This window comes from Cereibacter azotoformans, assembly GCF_021391315.1.
Taxonomy (GTDB): Bacteria; Pseudomonadota; Alphaproteobacteria; order Rhodobacterales; family Rhodobacteraceae; genus Cereibacter_A; species Cereibacter_A azotoformans.
On record NZ_CP090021.1, the window covers coordinates 2,045,470 to 2,067,250 of the forward strand.

Annotated in this window: 20 protein-coding genes; 18 read left to right on the forward strand and 2 right to left on the reverse strand. The window is 69.7% G+C overall.

Annotation, left to right across the window (positions count from 1 at the left end):
- Positions 1–53 precede the first annotated feature (53 nt).
- Together LV780_RS10250 and glgX are read left to right on the forward strand one after the other, a co-directional pair.
- Positions 54–1,283, forward strand: coding sequence for a sugar phosphate nucleotidyltransferase (locus LV780_RS10250; protein WP_108220355.1), 1,230 nt, complete (start codon positions 54–56; stop codon positions 1,281–1,283).
- Positions 1,280–3,355 carry a glycogen debranching protein GlgX gene (gene glgX, locus LV780_RS10255; protein ID WP_108220354.1) on the forward strand — a complete coding sequence of 692 codons (2,076 nt, stop codon included), beginning with the start codon at positions 1,280–1,282 and terminating at the stop codon, positions 3,353–3,355. The genes LV780_RS10250 and glgX overlap by 4 nt, the downstream gene beginning before the upstream one ends.
- 103 nt (positions 3,356–3,458) lie before the next feature.
- Here glgX and LV780_RS10260 read toward each other — a convergent pair whose 3' ends face one another.
- A complete protein-coding gene (locus LV780_RS10260; protein ID WP_101341331.1) occupies positions 3,459–4,130 on the reverse strand; it encodes a hypothetical protein in 672 nt (223 codons plus the stop codon).
- Positions 4,131–4,362: 232 nt separating this feature from the next.
- On the opposite strand from LV780_RS10260, the gene LV780_RS10265 reads away from it, so the two are divergent.
- From LV780_RS10265 to LV780_RS10295, 7 genes are all read left to right on the forward strand, one after another.
- A complete protein-coding gene (locus tag LV780_RS10265; protein ID WP_108220353.1) occupies positions 4,363–5,535 on the forward strand; it encodes an efflux RND transporter periplasmic adaptor subunit in 1,173 nt (390 codons plus the stop codon).
- Between the two features lie 4 nt (positions 5,536–5,539).
- On the forward strand, positions 5,540–8,689 hold the full coding sequence (locus tag LV780_RS10270) for an efflux RND transporter permease subunit (RefSeq protein ID WP_108220352.1): 3,150 nt from the start codon (positions 5,540–5,542) through the stop codon (positions 8,687–8,689).
- Positions 8,690–8,829: 140 nt separating this feature from the next.
- Positions 8,830–9,087 carry a putative hemolysin gene (locus LV780_RS10275; RefSeq protein ID WP_011909232.1) on the forward strand — a complete coding sequence of 86 codons (258 nt, stop codon included), beginning with the start codon at positions 8,830–8,832 and terminating at the stop codon, positions 9,085–9,087.
- A gap of 113 nt (positions 9,088–9,200) precedes the next feature.
- On the forward strand, positions 9,201–10,505 hold the full coding sequence (gene purB / locus LV780_RS10280; RefSeq protein ID WP_108220351.1) for an adenylosuccinate lyase: 1,305 nt from the start codon (positions 9,201–9,203) through the stop codon (positions 10,503–10,505).
- 127 nt (positions 10,506–10,632) lie between these two features.
- Positions 10,633–10,788 (forward strand): hypothetical protein, encoded by a 156-nt coding sequence (locus LV780_RS10285; protein WP_011909234.1) that lies wholly within the window; start codon positions 10,633–10,635, stop codon positions 10,786–10,788.
- A gap of 59 nt (positions 10,789–10,847) precedes the next feature.
- Positions 10,848–11,918, forward strand: a complete 1,071-nt coding sequence (locus LV780_RS10290; protein ID WP_108220350.1) for a flagellar motor switch protein FliG — start codon at positions 10,848–10,850, stop codon at positions 11,916–11,918.
- A 215-nt stretch (positions 11,919–12,133) separates the two neighbouring features.
- Positions 12,134–13,012: a lysophospholipid acyltransferase family protein gene (locus LV780_RS10295; RefSeq protein ID WP_108220449.1), complete on the forward strand. Its 879-nt coding sequence runs from the start codon at positions 12,134–12,136 to the stop codon at positions 13,010–13,012.
- 22 nt (positions 13,013–13,034) lie between these two features.
- On the opposite strand, the gene LV780_RS10300 is transcribed toward LV780_RS10295, so the two are convergent.
- Positions 13,035–13,583: a L,D-transpeptidase gene (locus LV780_RS10300; protein WP_108220349.1), complete on the reverse strand. Its 549-nt coding sequence runs from the start codon at positions 13,581–13,583 to the stop codon at positions 13,035–13,037.
- A gap of 214 nt (positions 13,584–13,797) precedes the next feature.
- Between LV780_RS10300 and LV780_RS10305 the strand changes: the two genes are divergently transcribed.
- The 9 genes from LV780_RS10305 (at position 13,798) to LV780_RS10345 (ending at position 21,780) form a co-directional block, all read left to right on the forward strand.
- A complete protein-coding gene (locus LV780_RS10305; protein ID WP_108220348.1) occupies positions 13,798–14,661 on the forward strand; it encodes a branched-chain amino acid aminotransferase in 864 nt (287 codons plus the stop codon).
- A gap of 53 nt (positions 14,662–14,714) precedes the next feature.
- Positions 14,715–15,170 carry a universal stress protein gene (locus LV780_RS10310; RefSeq protein ID WP_011909239.1) on the forward strand — a complete coding sequence of 152 codons (456 nt, stop codon included), beginning with the start codon at positions 14,715–14,717 and terminating at the stop codon, positions 15,168–15,170.
- Positions 15,171–15,353: 183 nt separating this feature from the next.
- Positions 15,354–15,914: a NifU family protein gene (locus tag LV780_RS10315; protein WP_011909240.1), complete on the forward strand. Its 561-nt coding sequence runs from the start codon at positions 15,354–15,356 to the stop codon at positions 15,912–15,914.
- Positions 15,904–16,512 (forward strand): tRNA (adenosine(37)-N6)-threonylcarbamoyltransferase complex dimerization subunit type 1 TsaB, encoded by a 609-nt coding sequence (gene tsaB, locus LV780_RS10320; protein WP_108220347.1) that lies wholly within the window; start codon positions 15,904–15,906, stop codon positions 16,510–16,512. The genes LV780_RS10315 and tsaB overlap by 11 nt, the downstream gene beginning before the upstream one ends.
- A gap of 14 nt (positions 16,513–16,526) precedes the next feature.
- Complete coding sequence (locus tag LV780_RS10325) at positions 16,527–16,991, forward strand: GNAT family N-acetyltransferase (protein ID WP_181318463.1); 465 nt, start codon at positions 16,527–16,529, stop codon at positions 16,989–16,991.
- Between the two features lie 154 nt (positions 16,992–17,145).
- Positions 17,146–18,141 (forward strand): BMP family lipoprotein, encoded by a 996-nt coding sequence (locus LV780_RS10330; protein WP_108220346.1) that lies wholly within the window; start codon positions 17,146–17,148, stop codon positions 18,139–18,141.
- Between the two features lie 2 nt (positions 18,142–18,143).
- The gene (locus LV780_RS10335; protein WP_108220345.1) at positions 18,144–19,721 is read left to right on the forward strand and encodes an ABC transporter ATP-binding protein; all 1,578 of its coding nucleotides are present in this window, start codon (positions 18,144–18,146) and stop codon (positions 19,719–19,721) included.
- Complete coding sequence (locus LV780_RS10340) at positions 19,721–20,815, forward strand: ABC transporter permease (protein ID WP_101341312.1); 1,095 nt, start codon at positions 19,721–19,723, stop codon at positions 20,813–20,815. The genes LV780_RS10335 and LV780_RS10340 overlap by 1 nt, the downstream gene beginning before the upstream one ends.
- On the forward strand, positions 20,815–21,780 hold the full coding sequence (locus tag LV780_RS10345; RefSeq protein WP_181318458.1) for an ABC transporter permease: 966 nt from the start codon (positions 20,815–20,817) through the stop codon (positions 21,778–21,780). The genes LV780_RS10340 and LV780_RS10345 overlap by 1 nt, the downstream gene beginning before the upstream one ends.
- The last annotated feature ends 1 nt before the right edge of the window (position 21,781 follow it).

A 21,781-nucleotide genomic window follows, 5' to 3' on the forward strand; every position in this document is an offset into this window, starting at 1 on the left:
CCTGTCGCAGCCGGTTGAAGCGCGCAACTTCACGACAACTGGATGCGAACCCCATGCGCGACGCCCGCCGCCCGGACCTTACCGCCACCGCCACGGTGCTTCTGGCGGGAGGTCGCGGCTCCCGCCTGCACGAACTGACCTCGCGCGAATGCAAGCCCGCCCTGCCCTTCGCCGGTCCCCGGCGCATCGTGGATTTCACCCTCGCCAACGCCGTCCGCTCGGGGCTGGGGCGGATGATCGTGGCCACGCAATACCGCCCGGAGACACTGGCGCGGCATCTGAAGACCCACTGGGCCGGACAGTTCGCGCCGGGCGCGCTGCGCCTGCGCGAGGGCACGGCCGTCACCGGCACCCCGCAGGGCTACGGCGGCACGGCGGCCGCGGTGGCCGCCAACCTCGACGAGCTGCAGGCCGAAGGCGTGCGCGAGCTGGTGGTTCTGGCCGCCGATCATGTCTATGCGATGGACTATGCCGGGATGGTGGCCGCGCACCGCGCCTCGGGCGCCTCTGCAACGGTGGCCGTCGATACCGTCCCGCGCCACAGGGCCTCGGCCTTCGGCGTGGTGCGCACCAGCGAGGGCAGCCGGATCGAGAGCTTTCTCGAGAAGCCCGATCCCGTGCCGGCCGATCCCGCCCTCCCCGGACGCGCGCAGGTGAGCATGGGGATCTATGTCTTCGACCTCGACTGGCTCGCCTCGGTCCTGCGGATCATCCCCGGCACCGCGCAGGATTTCGGCAACGACATCCTGCCGCTGGCGGTCGCGCTCGGCGAGGCCAACGCCTATCGCGTGCCAGATGAGGGGTTCTACTGGCGCGACGTGGGCACGCTCGACGCCTACCGGCTGGCCCAGCTCGAGTTTCAGCGCGGCGAGCCGCCCTGCGCCCTGCCGCCCCGGATCGGCGCCAGCGAGCATGAGATGAGGGCCGCCAGCGGCGAGCTGATCCAGTTCGCCTTCCGAATGCAGACCGGCGGCATGTCGCTTCATGCGCCGCGGCTGGGCGCGGACACTCCCGGCCGCTGGACGATGCTCGATGAAAGCGTCCTGCTGCCCGGCGCCCGCGTCGCGCCCGGCGTCCGGCTGACCCGCACCATCGTCGCGCCCGGCACGTCGGTGCCCGCGGGCCTCGTGATCGGCGAGGACGCGGACGAGGATGCCCGCTGGTTCCGCCGCACCGAGGAGGGCACCGTGCTCGTGACGACCCAGATGCTCGCCCGCCGCGCCGCCGACCGTGGCCGTCCCGTGGCGCCCTTTGCCGACTCGCGCATGGGACGCTCGGCATGAAGCGCCCGGTCCGCCCCGCGCCCCCCCTCAAGTTCGACATCTCCTCCGGTCATCCGAACCGGCTGGGCGCCGATTTCGACGGCGAGGGCACCAACTTCGCGCTCTTCTCGGAAAACGCCACGCGGGTGGAGCTGTGCCTCTTCGACGAGACGGGCCGAAACCAGACGCATTGCATGGACCTGCCCGCCTACGAGGGCGGCATCTGGTACGGCTATCTTCCGGGCATCCGCGAGGGGCAGGCCTACGGCTACCGCGTCCACGGCCCCCACGCGCCCGAGGAAGGCCACCGCTTCAACCCCAACAAGCTGCTGATCGACCCCTACGCGCGCGAGTTGCGCGGCGACCTCGTCTGGGACGACGCGCTCTTCGGCTATCCGGTGGGCGGCGACGATCTGGAGCTCGATCCCCGCGACAGCGCCCCCTTCATGCCGAAGGCGGTGGTGGTCGATCCGGCCTTCGACTGGGAGGCGGACAAGGCGCTGCGTCACCGCTGGGAAGAGACAGTGATCTACGAGGCCCATGTGAAGGGCCTGACCATGCGCCATCCAGGCGTGCCGGACGAGGATCGCGGCACCTTCCGCGGCCTCGCCTCGCCCGCCGTCATCGACCATCTCAAGGCCATCGGCGTGACCGCGATCGAGCTTCTGCCGGTGCACGGTTTCCTCAACGACCGCCACCTGATCGAGAAGGACCTGTCGAACTACTGGGGCTACAACACGCTCTCGTTCTTCGCCCCCTACCGGCCCTACACCCGGTCCGGCTCGATGCGCGAGGTGAAGCAGGCGATCAAGCGGTTCCACGACGCGGGCATCGAGGTGATCCTCGATGTGGTCTACAACCACACCTGCGAGGGCAACGAGAAGGGCCCGACGCTTTCGTTCCGCGGCATCGACAACGCCTCCTACTACCTGCTCTCGCCCGAGGCGAAGCGCCATTCCTTCGACACCACCGGCACCGGCAACACGCTGAACGTGGCCCATCCGATGGTGCTGCGCATGGTGATGGACAGCTTGCGCTACTGGGTCGAAGTCATGCATGTGGACGGCTTCCGCTTCGACCTCGCCTCGACGCTGGGGCGCGAGCCGCAGGGCTTCGAGCGCGGCGGCTCGTTCTTCGCGTCGATCCGGCAGGACCCGGTGCTTTCCATGGTGAAGCTGATCGCCGAGCCCTGGGACATCGGCGAGGGCGGCTACCAGGTCGGCGGCTTCCCCTGGCCCTTCCGCGAGTGGAACGACAAGGCGCGCGACGACCTGCGCGCCTTCTGGCGCCGCGATCCGGGCCTGACGGGCGACGTCTCGCAGCGGCTGCTGGGCTCGCCGGTGCAGTTCTCGCACTCGCACCGGCCGGCGACCTCGTCGATCAACTTCATCGCCGCGCATGACGGCTTCACCGCCTGGGACCTCGTCTCCTACGACGAGAAGCACAACGAGGCCAACGGCGAGGACAATCGCGACGGGCACTCGCACAATCTCTCGCACAATCTGGGCGTCGAGGGGCCGACGGACGATCCGGGCATCCTCGAGGCGCGCCTGCGGCGGGTGAAGGCGATGCTGGCCACGCTCTTCGTGTCGCAAGGTGTGCCCATGATCCTCGCGGGCGACGAGTTCGGCCAGAGCCAGCAGGGCAACAACAACGCCTACTGTCAGGACAACGAGATCGCCTGGCTCGACTGGCCGAACGCGCGCGCGGATCTGATCCGGGCCGTGTCCGACCTCGCGGCCTTCCGCCGTGCCGAGGGCGGGCTGGCGCGCGCCCGCTTCGCGGCGGGGCCGGACGCGGTGCAGCACGACACGCCGGTGGCAAGCTGGCTGCACCCGGCCGGCCGCGACATGGAGGAGGGCGACTGGAACGACGGCGATCTGCGGCTCTTTGGCCTGCGACTCGACCTGCCGAAGGGGCGCGACCTTCTGATCCTGCTCAATGCGGGCGATGATGGCGAGTTCGCGCTGCCCGAGGGCGCGTGGCGGCTGCAGATCGACACCGCGCGCGAGACGATCGCCTGCGACGAGCCCGCCGAAGGCACCCTGGCGGTTGGCTGGCAGAGCGTGATGGTCCTGGCCGCCCCCGACTAGACCGGCCGCCCGACACCCCCGCGCTGGCGCACCTCCCCCGTTCGGCTTTCACTCTGCCCAAATATCCCGGGGGTCCGGGGGCAGAGCCCCCGGCCTTGCGCCCTCAGGTTGAAAGGGCCGCCAGCCGCGCGTGGGCCGAGACGCCGCGCATGTCGAGGGTCACGTCGCGCAGGAACACATTCTCCAGGAGATTGATCCGCAGCAGCTTTCGCTCGCTGAGGGGCGCCTCGAACAGCGTCTTTCGGATCATCGCTTCCTCCTCCCGGCTCAGACGCACGATCTCGGGGCCGGCCTCGGACTGGACCGAGACGAAGGTCAGCGGCGTGATGTGCGCCATGTCCGACTGTTCGATCACCAGATGCAGCACGCCCCTCTCAAGCTTCCGGCGCGCGGCGATGCGGGTCAGGATCGTCCGCCCCCGCACCTGCAGGAGGTCGAGCCCGCGATCGGCCTCGGCCCGGTCGATGATCTTCTCGCGCCGCTCCTTGGGGATGCGCAGCACGTTCGTCTCGACGAACAGGATCGCCACGATCATCAGCAGGGGCGCCTGCGCGATGGCCAGCGCGCTCTGCCGCCAGATCAGCATGGCCACGACGAAGGGTGCCAGCACGGCCAGGAACCGCAGCATCTGCGTCTCGAACACGATCCGCCAGATCAGGCGCAGCGGAAAGCCCCGGCGCGGCAGGAGCAGCACCCGGCCAAAGATCCGGCGCGGCACCTGCCGGGTCTCGAGCGCGCTCCGGTTCCAGACGGTGGACGGGCTGACGATGAACATGGGGCCTCACACTGGCTCTGCATGAATGATAGGAGTGCGTGGCGGCAATCAAGTTCCCGCCGCTCTTGCACGATGATCGCATCTGCCTCTGGCGGTGCAGATCACGCATTTGTGGCAGGATGTGCCCGGCCACCGGGGAGTTGGCACGCGATCTCGGCGCCGCCCGCGCTACAAGAAACGACGGAACAGGCAGGGGCGGGCGTATCAGGCCCGCCACAACCAAGGAGAGACGATGTCACTGGTGAAGCAGAGCCTGCTCGTTCTGGCCGTCGCGGCGGCGGTGCTGATCATCTGGGTGCTCTATGTGCCGGCGGCGCGGCCGATGCTGGCCCGCGCGGGCCTGCTCGAGCCGATGGCGCGCCTCGGGATCGTGGCCGAGGATGCCGAGGCGGCGGCCGCGCCCGGCCCGCAGGCCGCGGGCGGGGCACCGCTCACCCGCGTCATCGCCCGTCCCGTCGAGGAGCGCTCGCTCAATGCCGTCGTCACCGCGGTGGGCAGCGCGCGGGCGGTGCGCGCCGTGACCCTCGCCCCCGAGATCGAGGGCCGGATCGATGCGCTCGGCGCGGAACCGGGAGGACGCGTCGCGGCCGGCGCGCTCATCGCCTCGCTCGACAGCGAGGCGGCGCGCATCGCGGTCAACCGGGCCGAACTGATCCTCGCGGACGCTCAAGAGGATCTCTCGCGCGCACAGCGTCTTGCCGGCTCGGGCGTCACCAGCGATCTGGCCCGGCAGGAGGCGCTGCTCGCCGTGCGCACGGCCGAGCTTGAACTGCAGCAGGCCCGCTTCGATCTCTCGCAACACCGGATCGTGGCCCCGTTCGAGGGCTGGGTCGGCATCCTCGAGCACGAGGTCGGCGATCAGATCAGCCGGGGCGAGGTGCTGACCCGGCTCGACGACCGTTCGAGCCTGCTGGTGGACTTCCGCCTGCCCGAGCGGGTGGTGGGCAAGGTGGCGATCGGCGATCTCGTGACGGCGACGCCGCTGTCGGGGGCGCGCGATCCGCTCGAGGGCCGGATCAGCGCGCTCGACAACCGGGTGGACGAAGCCAGCCGGACCCTGCGCATCCGGGCCACCATCCCCAACGCGGACGACCGGCTGCGGGCCGGCATGTCCTTTTCGATCCGGCTCGAACTGCCGGGAGAGCCGCGGCCGGCGGTCGATCCTCTGGCGATCCAGTGGGGCGCGGACGGGGCCTTCGTCTGGGTCGTCCGCGAGGGCGTTTCCCAGAAGGTTCCGGTGCGCATCCTGCAACGCGATGCCGATGCCGTGCTGATCCAGGCCGCGCTGCGTCCCGACGACCTCGTGGTGATCGAGGGCGTCCAGACCCTGCGCCCCGGCGGGCCGGTCGAGCTGGTCGAGCAGTCGGGCGCCCTCGCCGCCGCCTCGACCGGATCGAAGAGCTGACGCCATGTCCACGCTTCCCGAACCCGACGAGCGCGAACTGGCCCATTCCAACACGGCGCTCTTCATCCGCCGGCCGATCCTGGCCTTCGTGCTGAACGCGCTGATCCTGATCGCGGGCCTTGCGGCCCTCTACGGCGCGGACGTGCGCGAGCTGCCCGACGTGGACAGCCCCGTGATCACCGTCACCACCACCTTCGACGGCGCATCCTCCGAGACGATCGACCAGGAGGTGACCGACGAGATCGAGGGCGCGGCCTCGCGGGTGGCGGGCGTCAAGTCGATCTCGGCCAGCTCGCGCTTCGGGCGCAGCCAGGTGACGGTCGAGTTCAACGACGACACCAACCTCGACGTGGCGGCCAGCGACATGCGCGACTCGATCTCGCGCATCCGCAACAACCTGCCCGATGACGCCGACGAACCGCGCATCGTGAAGGCCGACGCCAATTCCGAGGCCGTGATGCGCGTGGCCGTGACCTCGCCGCGCCGCTCGGCGCAGGAGCTGACCCAGCTGGTCGAGGACCAGATCGAGAGCCGCCTTCTGGCCGCGCCGGGCGTGGCCGACCTGCAGATCTACGGCGACCGTGCGCCGATCTTCCGGGTGGACATCGACCTGATGCAGCTGGCCTCGCGCGGGCTGACGCTCGCCAGCCTGCGGACGGCGCTCGCCAATGTGGCCTATGACGCGCCGGCCGGCTCGCTCACCTCCGACCGGCAGAGCCTCGTGGTGCGCACGACCGCGACCGTCTCGACGCCCGCGGCCTTCGAAGCCCTCGAGATCGCGCCGAACGTGCGGCTCGGCGACGTGGCCTCGGTGGAGATCGGCCCCGAGCCCGGCGCCTCCTACCTGCGCGCCAACGGCCAGAACGGGGTGGGCCTCGGCATCATCCGGCAGGCCCAGAGCAACACGCTCGAAATCTCGAAGGCGGTGCGCGAGATCGTGGCCGGGCTGCAGGACGACCTGCCCGACGACGTGCGCATCTTCGTGACCTCGGACGATGCCACCTTCATCAACGGCGCGATCCACGAGGTCGAGATCGCGCTCGGCATCTCGGTGCTGATCGTGGTGGCGATCATCTATCTCTTCCTGCGCGACTTCCGCGCCACGCTGATCCCGACGCTGGCCATTCCGGTGGCGCTGGTGGGCACGCTGGCGGCCATCTGGCTGGCGGGCTTTTCCATCAACATCCTCACGCTGCTCGCGCTGGTGCTGGCCACCGGGATGGTGGTGGACGATGCGATCGTGGTGCTCGAGAACATCGTGCGCTGGCGCTCGCAGGGGATCGGCGCGCGGGCGGCGGCCGTGCTCGGCACGCAGCAGGTGTTCTTCGCCGTCATCGCCACGACGACGACGCTGGCCGCCGTCTTCATTCCGCTCTCCTTCCTGCCGGGCCAGACTGGCGGGCTCTTCCGCGAGTTCGGCTTCACGCTGGCGATCTCGGTCCTGCTGTCGTCGATCACCGCCCTCAGCCTCTGTCCGGTCCTGGCCAGCCGCTTCCTGCGCGCAGGCGACGGGGGCGAGGCCCGCGGCCCGGTCGTCTGGCTCGGGCGGACGCTGGCGGCCTTCTACCGGCGGACGCTGCACTGGGCACTCGACGCGCCCTTCGTCGTCCTGGCGATCGCGGCGGGTTTTGCGCTGACCGCCACCTTCCTCTTCGGCACGCTCAAGCAGGAGCTGACCCCGCCCGAGGACCGTTCGGTGATCCTCATGTCGGTTCAGGCCCCGCAGGGCGTGGCGCTGGACTACACCGACCGCAAGATGCGCGAGATCGAGGATCTGATCGGGCCGCTCCGCGACCGCGGCGAGGTCGTCAATGTCTTTGCCATCGCCGGGTCGGGCAGCCGCGACAACCGCGGCTTCATGGTGATCTCGCTCGCGCCGTGGGAGGCGCGCGACCGCAGCCAGCAGGAGATCGCGGAAGAGCTGAACCGGGGGCTGCGCGACATCGTGGGCATCCGCGCCTTTGCGATCCAGCCGAACTCGCTGGGGGTTCGCGGCGCGGGCCAGGGCCTGAGCTTCGCGGTGGTGGGCGACAGCTACGCCCGTCTTGCGGAGAGCGCGCAACAACTGGTCGAGCGCATGGAGGAGAATCCCGCCTTCGGCCAGGTCCGCCTTGGCTACGAGACGACCCAGCCGCAGCTCTACATCGAGGTGGACCGCACCCGCGCCTCCGACCTTGGCATCGAGATCACCGGCCTTGGCGACGCGCTGCAGGCCGTGCTCGATGGCCGGACGGTCGGGACGGTGTTCCTCGACGATTCGAGCTACGACATCCAGATGCTCTCCACGGCCGAGCCGGTGAACGATCCGGGCGATCTCGAGCGGATCTTCGTGCAGGCCGGCGACGGGCAGATGGTCCCGATCTCGAGCTTCGTGACGCTGACCGAACGCGCGGTGGCGCCCGAGCTTTCGCGCGAGGGGCAGCTGCGTGCGGTGCCTGTGACGGCAAGCCTGACGCCCGCCATGGCACTGGGCGAGGCGCTGGACGAGGTCGAGCGTCTCGCGGCCGACATCCTGCCGGGCGACAGCCGCATCGAGCCTCTGGCCGAGGCCGCCACGCTGGGCGAGACCTCCTCGGGGCTGACGGCGACCTTCGGCTTTGCCATCGTCATCGTCCTTCTGGTGCTGGCGGCCCAGTTCGAGAGCTTCGTCTCGGCCTTCATCGTCATGGCCACCGTGCCCCTGGGTCTGGCCTGCGCGGTCTTTGCGCTGGTGGCCACGGGCGGCAGCCTCAACGTCTACAGCCAGATCGGTCTGGTGCTGCTGGTGGGGATCATGGCCAAGAACGGCATCCTGATCGTCGAGTTCGCGAACCAGCTGCGGGACGAGGGGTATTCGGTACGGCAGGCGATCGAGGATGCCTGCGCCATCCGGCTCCGCCCCGTGATGATGACCATGATCGCCACGGTGCTGGGCGGCCTGCCGCTGGTGCTGGCCTTCGGCGCAGGGGCCGAGGCGCGCGAGGTTCTGGGCTGGATCATCGTCGGCGGGCTGGGCCTTGCCACCATCGCCACGCTCTATCTCACGCCGGTGGCCTATCTTCTGCTCGCGGGTCTGTCCAAACCCAAGGCCGAGGAGCAGAGCCGGCTGCTGCGCGAGTTGCACGAGGCAACCCAGCCGGGCGCGAAGCCGGCCGAGCCGGTGCCCGCCGAATGATCCGCGAGGAGGCGGTGCCCCGCCTCCCCGTCCCCCGGCGCCCTCGTGCGGCCTTGCGGGGACGGCGGTGGCAGGCGAAGATCGCCTCTCGCCCGCCCTGTTGCGCGCCCGCTTGATCCGTTCCGCCGAAGGCCAGCCCCATGCTTCGTTCCCGCGCCCCGATCCTGCTGCTTCTCGCCCTGCCCGCCTGCGGAGGAAGCCCGGACCCTGCCCCCGTCGCCGCGACGGCCGACCTCCACCGGCCCGGCATGGCCAATCCCGCCTCGGTCTATTGCGCCCGCCAGGGGGGCCGGCTCGAGATCCGCGCCGAGGGTGCGGGCAGCACGGGCTATTGCCACCTGCCCGACGGCCGCACGCTCGAGGAGTGGGAACTCTACCGCGACGCCGAGCCGCTCTGACACCGCCCACCGGCCCGCCTGACCGGCCCGCGACCGCAGCCGCGCCTGCGCAAGCCTTGCCAGCACCGGCGCCCGGCGCTAAGGCGACCGCGCCGGTAGAAGGAGAGGCCCCGATGATCCCGCGCTATTCCCGCCCCGACATGGTGGCCATCTGGTCGCCCGAGACGAAGTTCCGCATCTGGTTCGAGATCGAGGCCCATGCCTGCGACGCGCAGGCCGCCCTTGGCGTGATCCCGAAGGCCAATGCCGAAGCCGTCTGGAAGGCCGCCGACGCCACCTTCGACGTCGCCCGCATCGACGAGATCGAGGCGGTGACCAAGCATGACGTGATCGCCTTCCTGACCCATCTGGCCGAGATCGTGGGATCGGACGAGGCGCGCTTCGTCCATCAGGGCATGACCTCGTCGGACGTGCTCGACACCACGCTGAACATCCAGCTCGTGCGCGCGGCCGACCTGCTGCTGGCCGGCCTCGACCGGGTGCTGGCGGCGCTGAAGACCCGTGCCTACGAGCATAAGGACACCGTCCGCATCGGGCGCAGCCACGGCATTCATGCCGAGCCGACGACGATGGGCCTGACCTTCGCGCGCTTCTACGCCGAGATGGCGAGGAACCGCACGCGCCTCGTCAATGCGCGCGCCGAGGTCGCCACCGGCGCGATCTCGGGCGCCGTCGGCACCTTCGCCAACATCGACCCCCGCGTCGAGGAGCATGTCTGCGAGAAGCTGGGCCTCCTCCCCGAGCCGATCTCGACCCAGGTGATCCCGCGCGACCGGCACGCCATGTTCTTCGCCACGCTGGGGGTCATCGCCTCGTCGATCGAAAACGTCGCGATCGAGATCCGGCACATGCAGCGCACCGAGGTGCTGGAAGCGGAAGAGTTCTTCTCGCCCGGCCAGAAGGGCTCGTCGGCGATGCCGCACAAGCGCAACCCGGTGCTGACCGAGAACCTGACCGGCCTTGCGCGGCTGGTGCGGATGGCCGTCATCCCGGCGATGGAGAACGTGGCGCTCTGGCACGAACGCGACATCTCGCATTCCTCGGTGGAGCGCGCCATCGGCCCCGACGCCACGATCACGCTGGATTTCGCGCTGCACCGGCTGGCGGGTGTGGTGGAAAAGCTCGTGGTCTATCCCGAGAACATGCTGAAGAACATGAACAAGTTCCGCGGCCTCGTGATGAGCCAGCGCGTGCTGCTGGCCCTGACGCAGGCCGGCGTGAGCCGCGAGGACAGCTATCGCCTCGTGCAGCGCAACGCGATGAAGGTCTGGGAAGAGGGCAAGGACTTCAAGGAGGAGCTGCTGGCCGATCCCGAAGTGACGGCCGCGCTGAGCCCGGCCGAGATCGAGGAGAAGTTCGACCTCGGCTACCATCTCAAGCACGTCGATACGATCTTCGCCCGCGTCTTCGGAGCCTGAGCGGGAAAGTCTGCCCTTCACGCGTGCGTGACGCCCCGCGGTCTCTGGCCGCGGGGCGAATCATGTTAGCCTTCGTTGGTGCGATTGACGCCGGCCTTTGCCATCCCACCCCTGACAGGAGGAATGAATGACGAAGCTGACCCTCGCGACCCTCGCCCTCATCGCCGCACCCGCGCTCGCTCTGGCGGACTGCCCGATGAAGCACCAGACCACCGTCTCCATCTGTGGCGACGGGCAGGTCTATGATCCGGTGGCCAAGGCCTGCACGACCGTCACCGGCTAAGGCGGCATTAACCGCCCGCCGGCCAAGCTGCCCCGGTAGAGACAGCGATTCGGGGCAGCATGTCACAGGCTATGGCACGAATACGCCCGGTTCAGCGGGCGGTTCCCATCGAGAGGGACGAGGGGGAGCCACGCCCCCTCTCCCGCCGCGAAAAGGCGGCCATCATCGTGCGGCTTCTGCTGGCGGAGGGTGCGCCCCTGCTGCTGACCGCCCTGCCCGAGGACATGCAGGAGGGCCTCGCCGAGCAGATGGCCCGGATGCGCACGATCGACCGCGCGACCATGACCGCCGTGGTCGAAGAGTTCGTGGGCGAGCTTGAGGCCGTGGGCCTTTCTTTCCCCGGCGGGCTCGAAGGGGCGCTGGCCGTGATGGACGGCCATATCAGCCCGACGGCGGCCACCCGCCTGCGGCGCCAGGCCGGCGCGAAGGGCGATCCGTGGGAACGTCTGGTCACGATGCCCGCCGAATCGCTGCTCAAGGTGCTGGAAGAGGAAAGCGTCGAGGTGGCGGCCGTCATGCTGTCCAAACTGCCGGTGCCCAAGGCCGCGGACCTTCTCGGCAAGCTGCCGGGCGAGAAGGCGCGGCGCGTGGCCTACGCCGTCTCGATGACCGGCTCGGTCGAGCCCGAGACCGTCCGCCGGATCGGGATCTCGCTGCTGACGCAGCTTGACGCCGAGCCTGCGCGCGCCTTCACAGCCACGCCTGTCGAACGGGTGGGCGCAATCCTCAACGTCTCGGCCGCGATGACCCGCGACGACGTGCTGAAAGGCCTCGACGAGACCGACGCGGCCTTCGCCGAACAGGTGCGGAAGGCGATCTTCACCTTTCAGCATGTGCCCCGGCGGCTGTTGGCGCGCGACGTGCCCAAGGTGGCGCGCGTCGTGGATCAGGGGCGTCTGGTCACGGTGGTGGCCGCCGCCTCGACGCGGCCGGACCTGTCGGAGGGGGTGGAATTCCTCCTCTCCAACATGTCGCAGCGGCTCGCGCAGGCGCTGCGCGAAGATGCCACGGCGCGCGGCCGGGTAAAGGACAAGGAGGCGGAGGAGGCGATGAATTCGGTCGTTGCCGGCATCCGCCAACTCGAAGTCGCAGGCGAGCTGGTGCTCGTGGTGGAGGGTGAGGCCGACTAGGCAGGCCCCTTGCCGCCTCGCCATCCGCCGTCCGCGGCGCAGCTCTCCCGGGAGCCGACGCAGGGGGAAAGCAGCCCCTCCGCATGGGCTGCCCGCCGAGCCGCCCCTGCACGAGCCGGGCCTCCTGCAGGGGTTCCGGCCCCTCGGCTTGAGCTTCCGGGCGGGCGTCTCTATGTCTGCCCTGTCCCACAAATGCGGCGCTGGCCGCGGAGATGATGGCTTCCAGACGAACCGGACCCGCCGCCTGGGCGCAAGATCGCCTGTTGCGCACCCTCATCGGTGCGCTGCTCCTGCTGCCTTACGAGTGGCGCGTTCCGCTCTGCGGCTGGGTCATGTCGCGCCTGATCGCCCCCCTTGCGGGCTGGGACCGGCGGGTGAGGGACAATCTCGCCCGCGTTCTGCCCGACCTGCCGCCGGCCGAGGTTCGCCGCCTCATGCGCAAGGTGCCGGACAATGTCGGGCGGGCGGTGATCGAATCCTACTCGGGCCAGGCCTTTGTCGAACGCGCGTCGCGCAATCCCGTCACGGGTCCGGGTCTTGCCACGCTCGAGGCCGCCCATGCCGAAGGGCGGCCGGTTGTCCTCGTGACCGGGCATTTCGGCAATTACGACGCGAGCCGGGCAGCCCTCCGGGCCCGCGGGTTCCGCATCGGGGGCCTCTACCGGCCGATGAACAACCGCTATTTCAACGAGCATTACGTTCAGGCCATGGCCGCGATCGGAGGCCCCGTCTTCCCGCGCGGCAAGGCGGGGTTCGCGGGCATGCTGCGCCACCTGAAGGGCGGGGGCATGCTCGGGCTGCTGATCGATGTGCACATGCGCGACGGCGCGGTGCTGCGCTTCTTCGGCCATCCGGCCAAGACGGCCCTTTCGGCGGCAGAGCTGGCCCTGAAATATGACGCGCCGCTGGTGCCGGTCTATGCGATCCGCGCCGAGAACGGCCTCGACTTCGATATCCGCGTGGGGGATCCGATCGCACGGGGCACGCCGGCCGAGATGACGCAGGCGCTGAACGACTCGCTTGAGGCGGTGGTGCGCGATCACCTCGACCAGTGGTTCTGGATCCACCGTCGCTGGCGCGTGCCGACCCAGTGATGCGCCCCGGCCGCCGGTGATGTCAGATCAGCCGGACCTGCGTGCCCACCCGCGCCAGACTGAAAAGCTCGGCGATGTCGGCATTGTGCAGCCCGATGCAGCCATGAGCGACCTCGCCACCCAACAGAGCGGGATCGGAGATCCCGTGGATGCGGAAATGGTCCCATTCGAGACAGAGCGCGTGGGTCCCGAACGGATTGCCCGGTCCCGGCGGAAGGCTCACCGGCAGGCCCGGATCGCGCTCGCGCATGGCGGGCGTCGGGCGCCAGGTCGGGCCCTCGACCTTGCGGATGATCCGCGTCACTCCCACCCGCGAGAGATCGCGCGCCGCCGGCACGGCTGCGGGAAAGCGGCGGTGAACAGTTCCATCCTCGGACCAGAAGAGGACGGCGCGCTGCCGCAGGTCGGCCAGAATCGCCCCGCGCGCGAGCGACGGGAAATGATCGCGCCAACGGACCGGCGCCTGTGGCGCGGCCTGAGCCTCGCGGGCCCCGTCGGCCAGCGCGATCCCGGCTGCGGCGGCCGCCAAAGCCGACAGGATCCCCCGCCGTCGAAGGTTGAGCTTCTGCATGGAAATGGTCCTGCTCGTTGTGTTTTTGTTGCAGGCGGCCGCTTCTGGCCGCGCCTTGCCGACAAGGTGGTGCCGGCCGTTTCTCCGGGCAACTCACGTTTCGTTTCCGCTGGGGAAATCCGCCGACCGGGGCGGGAGCGGGCGGGCCGGGAGCCGTCTGGACCCGGCCCCCGCCCGGTGATTAAGTGGCGGCCGCAAGAGGCAGGAGACCAGAATGGCATTCGGCAAGAACATCCGCACCTTCTTTGAGGGCCGCTGGCACGAGGGCGACGTGCCGGTCATGCGCGCGGCCGATCACGGGATCTGGCAGGGCTCTTCGGTGTTCGACGGGGCGCGGTTCTTCGACGGGGTGGCGCCGGACCTCGAGGCCCACTGCGCCCGCGTGAACCGCTCGGCCGAGGCGCTGATGATCACGCCGACCGTGGCCACCGACGAGATGGTGGCGATCGCCCGCGACGGGCTCAGGGCCTACGGGCGGGATCAGGCTGTCTATATCCGGCCGATGTACTGGGCGCTCGACGGGTCCGACCTGGGCGTGGCGCCAAAGCCGGGCTCGACCGGCTTCGCCCTCTGCCTCGAGGAAGTGCCGATGCCCGCACCCGAGGCCACGACCACCCTCACCCGCACGCGCTTTCGCCGCCCGGTGCTGGAGGACAATGTCTGCAACGCCAAGGCGGGTTGCCTTTATCCGAACAATGCGCGGATGCTGGTCGAGGCGCGGTCGAAAGGCTACGGCAACGCGCTGGTGGCCGATGCGATGGGCAATGTGGCCGAGACGGCGACGGCGAACGTCTTCATGGTAAAGGACGGCGTGGTCTTCACCCCGGTGGCCAACGGCACCTTCCTGTCCGGCATCACCCGCGCGCGCCATATCGCGAACCTCCGCGGGGACGGGGTGGATGTGGTCGAGACGGTGCTGACCTTCGAGGATTTCCACGGGGCGGACGAGGTGTTCCTGTCGGGCAACTTCGCCAAGGTGACACCAGTGACGGAGTTCGACGGCACGACCTATCAGGTGGGTTCCGTGACGCGGCTGGCCCGGCAGCTTTACTGGGACTGGGCCCGTTCGGCCGGCTGAGGCTTGCCTCCTCGGGCGGGCTTCGCCATGATCCGGCGGTCAGGGAGGGTGTGATGCGCAAGTTTCTGGTCGTTCTGGACGACAGCCGCGAATGCCTGAACGCGATGCGGTTTGCCGCGCTGCGCGCCGCCCACACGGGCGCGGGGGTGCAGATCCTGTCGATCATCCCGCCCGAGGAATACCAGCACTGGATGGGCGTCGCCGACCTGATGCGCAGCGAGGCGCGCGAACGGATCGAGGCCCATTTCGAGGTCTTCGCCAAGTGGATGCGCGACCGGCAGGGGATCGATCCCGAGCTTGTGATCCGCGAGGGCGATCCGGTGCAGGAGATCCTTGCGCAGGTGAAGGAGGATCCGGCGATCGGGGTGCTCGTGCTCGGCGCCTCGACCGAGAAGGCCGGGCCGGGCCCGCTGGTCACGCAGATGAGCCGGAACTCGGGCAACCTGCCGATCCCGATCACCATCGTGCCCGGCGAGATGTCGAAGGAGCGGCTGGAGGCGATCACCTGAGCCTTTGGCGGTCGTGCCGGGGCCAAGGGCCGGGGGCTCTGCCCCCGGACCCCCGGGATATTTGGCCCAGAATGAAGGGCGCAGGTCCGGGATCGGGCGGACGATCTGCGCGCTGTGCGGGCGCCTTTCTTGACTCGGGGGGTCGGGAAGCGCATATCGGGACCTGATCGCGGAGGCTGCCCCATGTTCATCCAGACCGAATCCACGCCGAACCCGGCGACGCTGAAGTTTCTGCCCGGCCAGATGGTGCTGGAGGCGGGCACCGCGGATTTCGCAAGCGCCGAGGCGGCGGCGACATCCCCGCTTGCGCGGCGGATCTTCGGCGCCGGCGGTGTGGCCTCGGTCTTCTTCGGCACGGACTTCATCGCCGTGACCAAGGAGGATGAGGTCGTCTGGGACCATGTGAAGCCGGCGATCCTCGGCGCCATCATGGAGCACTACCAGTCGGGGGCGCCGGTGCTCGAGGGCGAGCAGGCGGCCTCGGGTCATGCGACCCATGACGGGCCGGACGAGGAGATCGTGCGCCAGATCAAGGAGTTGCTTGACACGCGCGTGCGCCCGGCCGTGGCGCAGGACGGGGGAGACATCACCTTCCACGGCTTTGACCGCGGCATCGTCTATCTGCACATGCAGGGCGCCTGCGCGGGCTGCCCCTCTTCGACGCTGACGCTGAAGATGGGGATCGAGAACCTGCTCCGGCACTATATCCCCGAAGTGCTCGAGGTGCGCCCGGTTGCGGCCTGAGCCGAGGATCCTGGCCTTCGACACGTCGGCCGCGCATTGCGCGGCCGCATTGCTTTCGGGCGACCGTCTGGTGTCAGGCCGGCTCGAGCCGATGGAGAAGGGCCAGGCCGAGCGGCTGATGCCGCTTCTGGCGGAGCTGCTGGTCGAGGGCGGGATGGGCTGGGCCGATCTGGACGCGCTGGCGGTGGGCACCGGGCCGGGCAACTTCACCGGCGTGCGGATCGCGGTCGCCGCGGCGCGGGGGCTTGCGCTGGCGCTCGGGCGGCCCGCGCTGGGGGTCTCGCGCTTCGAGGCGCTGGCGCTGGGGCTGGCCGGGCCCGTCGCGGTGATCGAGGATGCCCGGCGGGACGAGGTCTATCTGAAGGATGGGGAGGCGCCGGCCCGGCTGGTCGCGCGCACGGGGCTGCAGGTGGCGGCGCGCCGGCAGGTGGGCAGTGCGGCCTTTGCGGATGTGGTGGCCCCGCTCTACCCGCTGGCCGAGGCCATCGGCCGCGTGGCGCTCGCCCGACTGGGGGAGCCGCAACCGCGGCCGGCTCCGTTCTATCTGCGCGGGGCGGATGCGGCTCCCGCGGCCGATCCCCCGCCGGTGATCCTGTGAGCGAGGCGGCCGCGATGGTGCCGGCCGGGCCCACCGCGCTTGCGGCGCTCCACGGCCGGGTGTTCGTGACGCCGCCCCCCTGGGCCGCCGGCGACTTCCGGGCCCTGCTGGGGGAGCCCTCCGTCTTTCTGCTGGCCCTGCCGCAGCCCGGCTCGACCGCCGAGGCGGTGCAGGGGCGGGAGCCTCGGGCCTTCCTGCTCGGGCGCGCCATCGCGGGCGAGGCCGAGATCCTGACGCTGGCCGTGGATCCCGGCGCGCGGCGCTGCGGCCTTGGCCGGCAGCTGGTGGAAGCCTTTCTCGGGGCCGCCCGCGCGCGCGGAGCCGAGAGGGCCTTTCTCGAAGTGGCGGCCGACAATGCCCCTGCCCTCGGCCTCTACGCGGCGGCGGGCTTTGGCGAGGCCGGGCGCCGGCGCGGCTACTACCGGACGCCCGACGGCCAGCGGCTCGACGCGATCGTCATGAGCCGCGGCCTGGGCTGACGCCGCGGCACGGGAGGCCCGCAGTGGAAGCCCTCGCACCGCCTTGCAGAATCCTGTTGACCCTGTTGCACCCTTCGGCCCTAGATTGAGCCGGACCTGCCGCGACCGGACAGGCAAAGAGCCGGCCGCGCGAAACGACAACCGGGAGAGCTCCATGACCTTCACCAAGACCCTTGCCGGCACTGCCGCGGCCCTTGCGCTGACCGCAGGGGCCGCGCTGGCCGATCCGGCGCTGATCTTCGATCTGGGCGGCAAGTTCGACAAGTCCTTCAACGAGGCGGCCTTCAACGGCGCGCAACGCTGGGTGCAGGAGACCGGCGGCAGCTACAAGGAACTGGAGATGCAGTCCGAGGCACAGCGCGAGCAGGCGCTGCGCCGGCTGGCCGAGACGGGCGCCAATCCGATCGTGATGACGGGCTTTGCCTTCGGAGAGGTTCTCGACAAGGTGGCCCCGGACTATCCCGACACGCGCTTTGCCATCATCGACGCGGTGGTGGACCAGCCCAACGTCCGCTCGGTGATCTTTTCCGAACATCAGGGCTCGTATCTCGTGGGGATGATGGCGGCCATGGCCTCGAAGACGGCCACCGTGGGCTTCGTGGGCGGCATGGACATCCCGCTGATCCGCAAGTTTGCCTGCGGCTATGCGCAGGGCGTGAAGGCGGTGAACGCCGAGGCGCGGGTCGTGATCAACATGACCGGCACCACCCCGGCGGCCTGGGCCGATCCGGTCAAGGGCGCGGAGCTGGCCCGGTCGCAGATCTCGCAGGGGGCGGACGTGATCTATGCCGCCGCGGGCTCGACCGGCCTGGGCGTGCTGCAGGCGGCGGCGGACGAGAACATCCTCTCGATCGGGGTGGACAGCAACCAGAACCACCTGCATCCGGGCAAGGTGCTGACCTCGATGATCAAGCGGGTGGACAATACGGTGCATGACGCCTTCGTGGCGGGCACCGACCTCGAGACGGGCACGTTCGTTGCGGATCTGGCCGGCGACGGCGTCGGCTACGCGCTGGACGAACACAACGCCGCTCTCGTGACCGAGGAGATGAAGACCGCTGTCGATACCGCGGCCGAACAGATCAAGTCGGGCGAGATCGAGGTGCACGACTACATGTCCGACAACACCTGCCCCGCCGCGACCTTCTGAGAATGGCCGAGCGGCAGGCACAGGGGCGGCCGGAGGCGGCCGCCCTTCCCCCGGCCATCGAACTGCGGGGGATCTCGAAGGCCTTCGGGCCGGTGCAGGCGAACCGCGACATCTCGGTGAGGGTCGCCCGCGGCACGATCCACGGCATCGTGGGCGAGAATGGGGCGGGCAAGTCCACGCTCATGTCGATCCTCTACGGCTTTTACCGGGCGGATTCGGGCGAGATCCTGATCGGCGGAAAGCCCACCGCCATTCCCGACAGCCAGAGCGCCATCCGCGCCGGCATCGGAATGGTGTTCCAGCATTTCAAGCTGGTCCCGAATTTCACCGTGCTCGAGAATGTCATCCTGGGCGCCGAGGACGGCCCGCGGCTGCGCCCCGCGCTGGCCAAGGCTCGGAGGGAGCTCACGCGGCTGGCCGAGGATTACGAGCTCGACGTCGATCCCGATGCGCTGGTCGAGGATCTGTCGGTCGGCCACCAGCAGCGGGTCGAGATCCTCAAGGCGCTCTACCGGCAGGCCGACATCCTGATCCTCGACGAGCCCACGGGCGTGCTGACACCCGCCGAGGCGGACCATCTGTTCCGCATCCTCGGGGGGCTGAAGCAGCAGGGCAAGACCATCATCCTCATCACCCACAAGCTGCGCGAGATCATGGAGATCACCGACGAGGTGAGCGTGATGCGCCGCGGCGAGATGGTGGCGACCGTGCGGACGGCCCAAACGAGCCCCGAGGCGCTGGCCGAGCTGATGGTAGGGCGCAAGGTGCTGCTGCGCGTGGACAAGGCACCGGCCGCGCCGGGCCGGACGGTGCTCGAGGTCGAGGATCTGCGGGTGCGCGATGCTCATGGCGTCGAGCGGCTCAAGGGCGTGAGCCTTGCGGTGCGCGCGGGCGAGATCCTCGGCATCGCCGGCGTCGCGGGCAACGGCCAGTCCGAGCTTCTGGAGGTGCTGGGCGGGATCGCGCGCGGCACGGGGCATGTGCGGCTGAACGGGACCGAGCTGGATCTCTCGGGGCGGGGCTGCAACGGGCGCGCCCGGCGCGCGGCCGGCATCGCCCATGTGCCCGAGGACCGGCAGCATCTGGGCCTGATCCTCGACTTCGCGGCGTGGGAGAATGTAGCCTTCGGCTATCAGGACGCGCCGGAATACCGCTCGGGGCGGTTCTTCATGGACAATGAGGCGCTGCGCACCGACTGCGAGGGCAAGATGGCGCGTTTCGACGTGCGCCCGCCCATCGCCTCGCTTGAGGGCAAGAGTTTCTCGGGCGGCAATCAGCAGAAGCTGATCGTGGCCCGCGAGATCGAGCGCAACCCCGATCTGCTGCTGATCGGGCAACCGACGCGCGGCGTGGACATCGGCGCCATCGAGTTCATCCACAAGCAGATCGTGGCGCTGCGCGACGCGGGCAAGGCGATCCTTCTGGTCAGCGTGGAACTCGACGAGATCCTGAGCCTCTCGGACCGGATCGCGGTGATGTTCGACGGTCGCATCATGGGCCTGCGCGACCCGGCGGCAACGAACGAGCGCGAGCTGGGCCTGCTGATGGCCGGCGTGGACGACACGAGGGGGGCCGCCTGATGGACAGGATGCCGGGCTGGGCGGATGCGCTCCTCGTGCCGCTGATCTCGCTTCTGGTGGCCTTTGCCATCTCGTCGCTGGTGATCCTCGCCATCGGCGAGAACCCGTGGGAGGCGATGAAACTCATGGTGACGGGGGCGCTCGGCTCCAGCTACGGCTGGGGCTACACGCTCTATTACGCGACGAACTTCATCTTCACCGGGCTGGCCGTGTCGGTGGCCTTCCACGCGGGCCTGTTCAACATCGGCGGCGAGGGTCAGGCGACGCTGGGCGGGCTCGGGGTGGCGCTCGCCTGCCTCTTCGTGCCCTGGCCGCACTGGTCGCTGGCGCTGATCGGGGCCGCGGCGATGGGCGCGGCCTTCGGCGCGCTCTGGGCCGCCCTGCCCGCCTGGCTTCAGGCCCGCCGCGGCAGCCATATCGTCATCACGACGATCATGTTCAACTTCATCGCCGCCTCGCTGCTGAACTACGTCCTTGTCAACGTGCTGCGCCCGACCGGCAGCATGGACCCGGCGACCGCGCGCTTTCCCGCGGGCACGAACCTGCCCGGCATCGGCGACATGCTCACCGCCATCGGCATCCCCTTCGCCCGGACGACTCCCGCCAACATCAGCCTTTTCGTCGCGATCGGGGCCTGCATCCTCGTCTGGGCGCTGATCTGGCGGACGCGGCTCGGCTACGAGATCCGCGCCTTCGGCAAGTCCGAAAAGGCCGCCGTCTATGCCGGGATCTCGCCCGTCCGCATCACCATGCTGGCCATGCTGATCTCGGGGGCGCTGGCGGGCCTCATGGCGATCAACAACGTGATGGGCGAGGCCGAGCGGCTGGTGCTGAACTCGGTCGAGGGGGCGGGCTTCATCGGCATCGCGGTGGCGCTGATGGGGCGGAGCCACCCGTTCGGGGTGCTGCTGGCGGCGCTGCTGTTCGGCTTCCTCTATCAGGGGGGCGCGGAGCTTGCGCTCTGGACCTCGATCCCGCGGGAGCTGATCACCGTGATCCAGGCGCTGGTGATCCTCTTCACCGGGGCGCTCGACAACATGGTGCGTCAGCCGGTCGAGGCCCTGTTCCTGCGCGCGCGGAAGGGGGCGAAGTGATGGATCTGCCGACCCTCCTCCAGATCCTCGATTCGATGATCCGGCTGGGCGCGCCGCTGTTGCTGGCCTGCCTTGCCGGGCTCTTTTCGGAACGCGCGGGGATCTTCGACATCGGGCTCGAGGGCAAGATGCTCTCGGCGGCCTTCCTCTCGGCGGCGGTGGCCTTCGTGACCGGATCGGTCTGGCTGGGCGTGCTGGCCGGGCTGGTGGCGGCGCTGATGATGTCGGCGATCCACGGGCTCGCCTCGATCACCTTCCGCGGCAACCAGCTGATTTCGGGCGTGGCGATCAACTTCCTCGCCTCGGGGCTGACGGTGCTGCTGGGACAGTACTGGTTCGCGCTAGGGGGCCGCACGCCCTCCCTCGAGGGAGCGGCGCGGTTCATGCCGATCACGCTGCCCTTCGCGCGCGAGCTGCGCGAGGTGCCGGTGATCGGCCCGATCTATTACGAGCTGATCTCGGGACACACCGCCCTCGTCTATGTCGCCTTCGCGCTCGTGCCGCTGTCGTGGTGGCTGCTCTACCGGACACGCTTCGGGCTGAGGCTGCGCGCCGTCGGCGAGAACCCGGCCGCGGTCGATACGGCGGGCGTCTCGGTGGTGGGCATCCGCTACGCCGCGGTGGCGATCTGCGGGCTTCTGACCGGGCTCGCGGGGGCTTACCTCGCCTGCGGGCTCTCGGCGGGGTTCGTCAAGGAGATGACGGCGGGGCGCGGCTACATCGCGCTCGCCGCCCTGATCTTCGCCAAGTGGCGGCCGTGGCAGGCGCTGGGGGCGACCATGCTCTTTGGCCTGCTCGAGGCGGTGGCCAACCGTTACCAGTCGCTGAACCTCTGGGGGGTGCCGCTTCCGGTGCAGTTCATGCAGGCGCTTCCCTACATTCTCACCGTCATCATCCTGGCCGGCTTCGTCGGCAAGGCGATCCCGCCGCGCGCCGGCGGCCAACCCTATGTGAAGGAGCGCTGAG

Bases quoted from the DNA above. Each gene is read 5' to 3' on its own strand.
- LV780_RS10305 (WP_108220348.1), top strand. From the start codon at position 13,798: ATGGCATTCGGCAAGAACATCCGCACCTTCTTTGAGGGCCGCTGGCAC.
- LV780_RS10275 (WP_011909232.1), top strand. From the start codon at position 8,830: ATGCTTCGTTCCCGCGCCCCGATCCTGCTGCTTCTCGCCCTGCCCGCC.
- LV780_RS10310 (WP_011909239.1), top strand. From the start codon at position 14,715: ATGCGCAAGTTTCTGGTCGTTCTGGACGACAGCCGCGAATGCCTGAAC.
- purB (WP_108220351.1), top strand. From the start codon at position 9,201: ATGATCCCGCGCTATTCCCGCCCCGACATGGTGGCCATCTGGTCGCCC.
- LV780_RS10345 (WP_181318458.1), top strand. From the start codon at position 20,815: ATGGATCTGCCGACCCTCCTCCAGATCCTCGATTCGATGATCCGGCTG.
- LV780_RS10290 (WP_108220350.1), top strand. From the start codon at position 10,848: ATGTCACAGGCTATGGCACGAATACGCCCGGTTCAGCGGGCGGTTCCC.
- LV780_RS10250 (WP_108220355.1), top strand. From the start codon at position 54: ATGCGCGACGCCCGCCGCCCGGACCTTACCGCCACCGCCACGGTGCTT.
- LV780_RS10340 (WP_101341312.1), top strand. From the start codon at position 19,721: ATGGACAGGATGCCGGGCTGGGCGGATGCGCTCCTCGTGCCGCTGATC.
- LV780_RS10330 (WP_108220346.1), top strand. From the start codon at position 17,146: ATGACCTTCACCAAGACCCTTGCCGGCACTGCCGCGGCCCTTGCGCTG.
- LV780_RS10315 (WP_011909240.1), top strand. From the start codon at position 15,354: ATGTTCATCCAGACCGAATCCACGCCGAACCCGGCGACGCTGAAGTTT.
- LV780_RS10265 (WP_108220353.1), top strand. From the start codon at position 4,363: ATGTCACTGGTGAAGCAGAGCCTGCTCGTTCTGGCCGTCGCGGCGGCG.
- LV780_RS10300 (WP_108220349.1), bottom strand. From the start codon at position 13,583: ATGCAGAAGCTCAACCTTCGACGGCGGGGGATCCTGTCGGCTTTGGCG.
- LV780_RS10335 (WP_108220345.1), top strand. From the start codon at position 18,144: ATGGCCGAGCGGCAGGCACAGGGGCGGCCGGAGGCGGCCGCCCTTCCC.
- LV780_RS10295 (WP_108220449.1), top strand. From the start codon at position 12,134: ATGGCTTCCAGACGAACCGGACCCGCCGCCTGGGCGCAAGATCGCCTG.
- LV780_RS10285 (WP_011909234.1), top strand. From the start codon at position 10,633: ATGACGAAGCTGACCCTCGCGACCCTCGCCCTCATCGCCGCACCCGCG.
- LV780_RS10270 (WP_108220352.1), top strand. From the start codon at position 5,540: ATGTCCACGCTTCCCGAACCCGACGAGCGCGAACTGGCCCATTCCAAC.
- LV780_RS10260 (WP_101341331.1), bottom strand. From the start codon at position 4,130: ATGTTCATCGTCAGCCCGTCCACCGTCTGGAACCGGAGCGCGCTCGAG.
- LV780_RS10325 (WP_181318463.1), top strand. From the start codon at position 16,527: ATGGTGCCGGCCGGGCCCACCGCGCTTGCGGCGCTCCACGGCCGGGTG.
- glgX (WP_108220354.1), top strand. From the start codon at position 1,280: ATGAAGCGCCCGGTCCGCCCCGCGCCCCCCCTCAAGTTCGACATCTCC.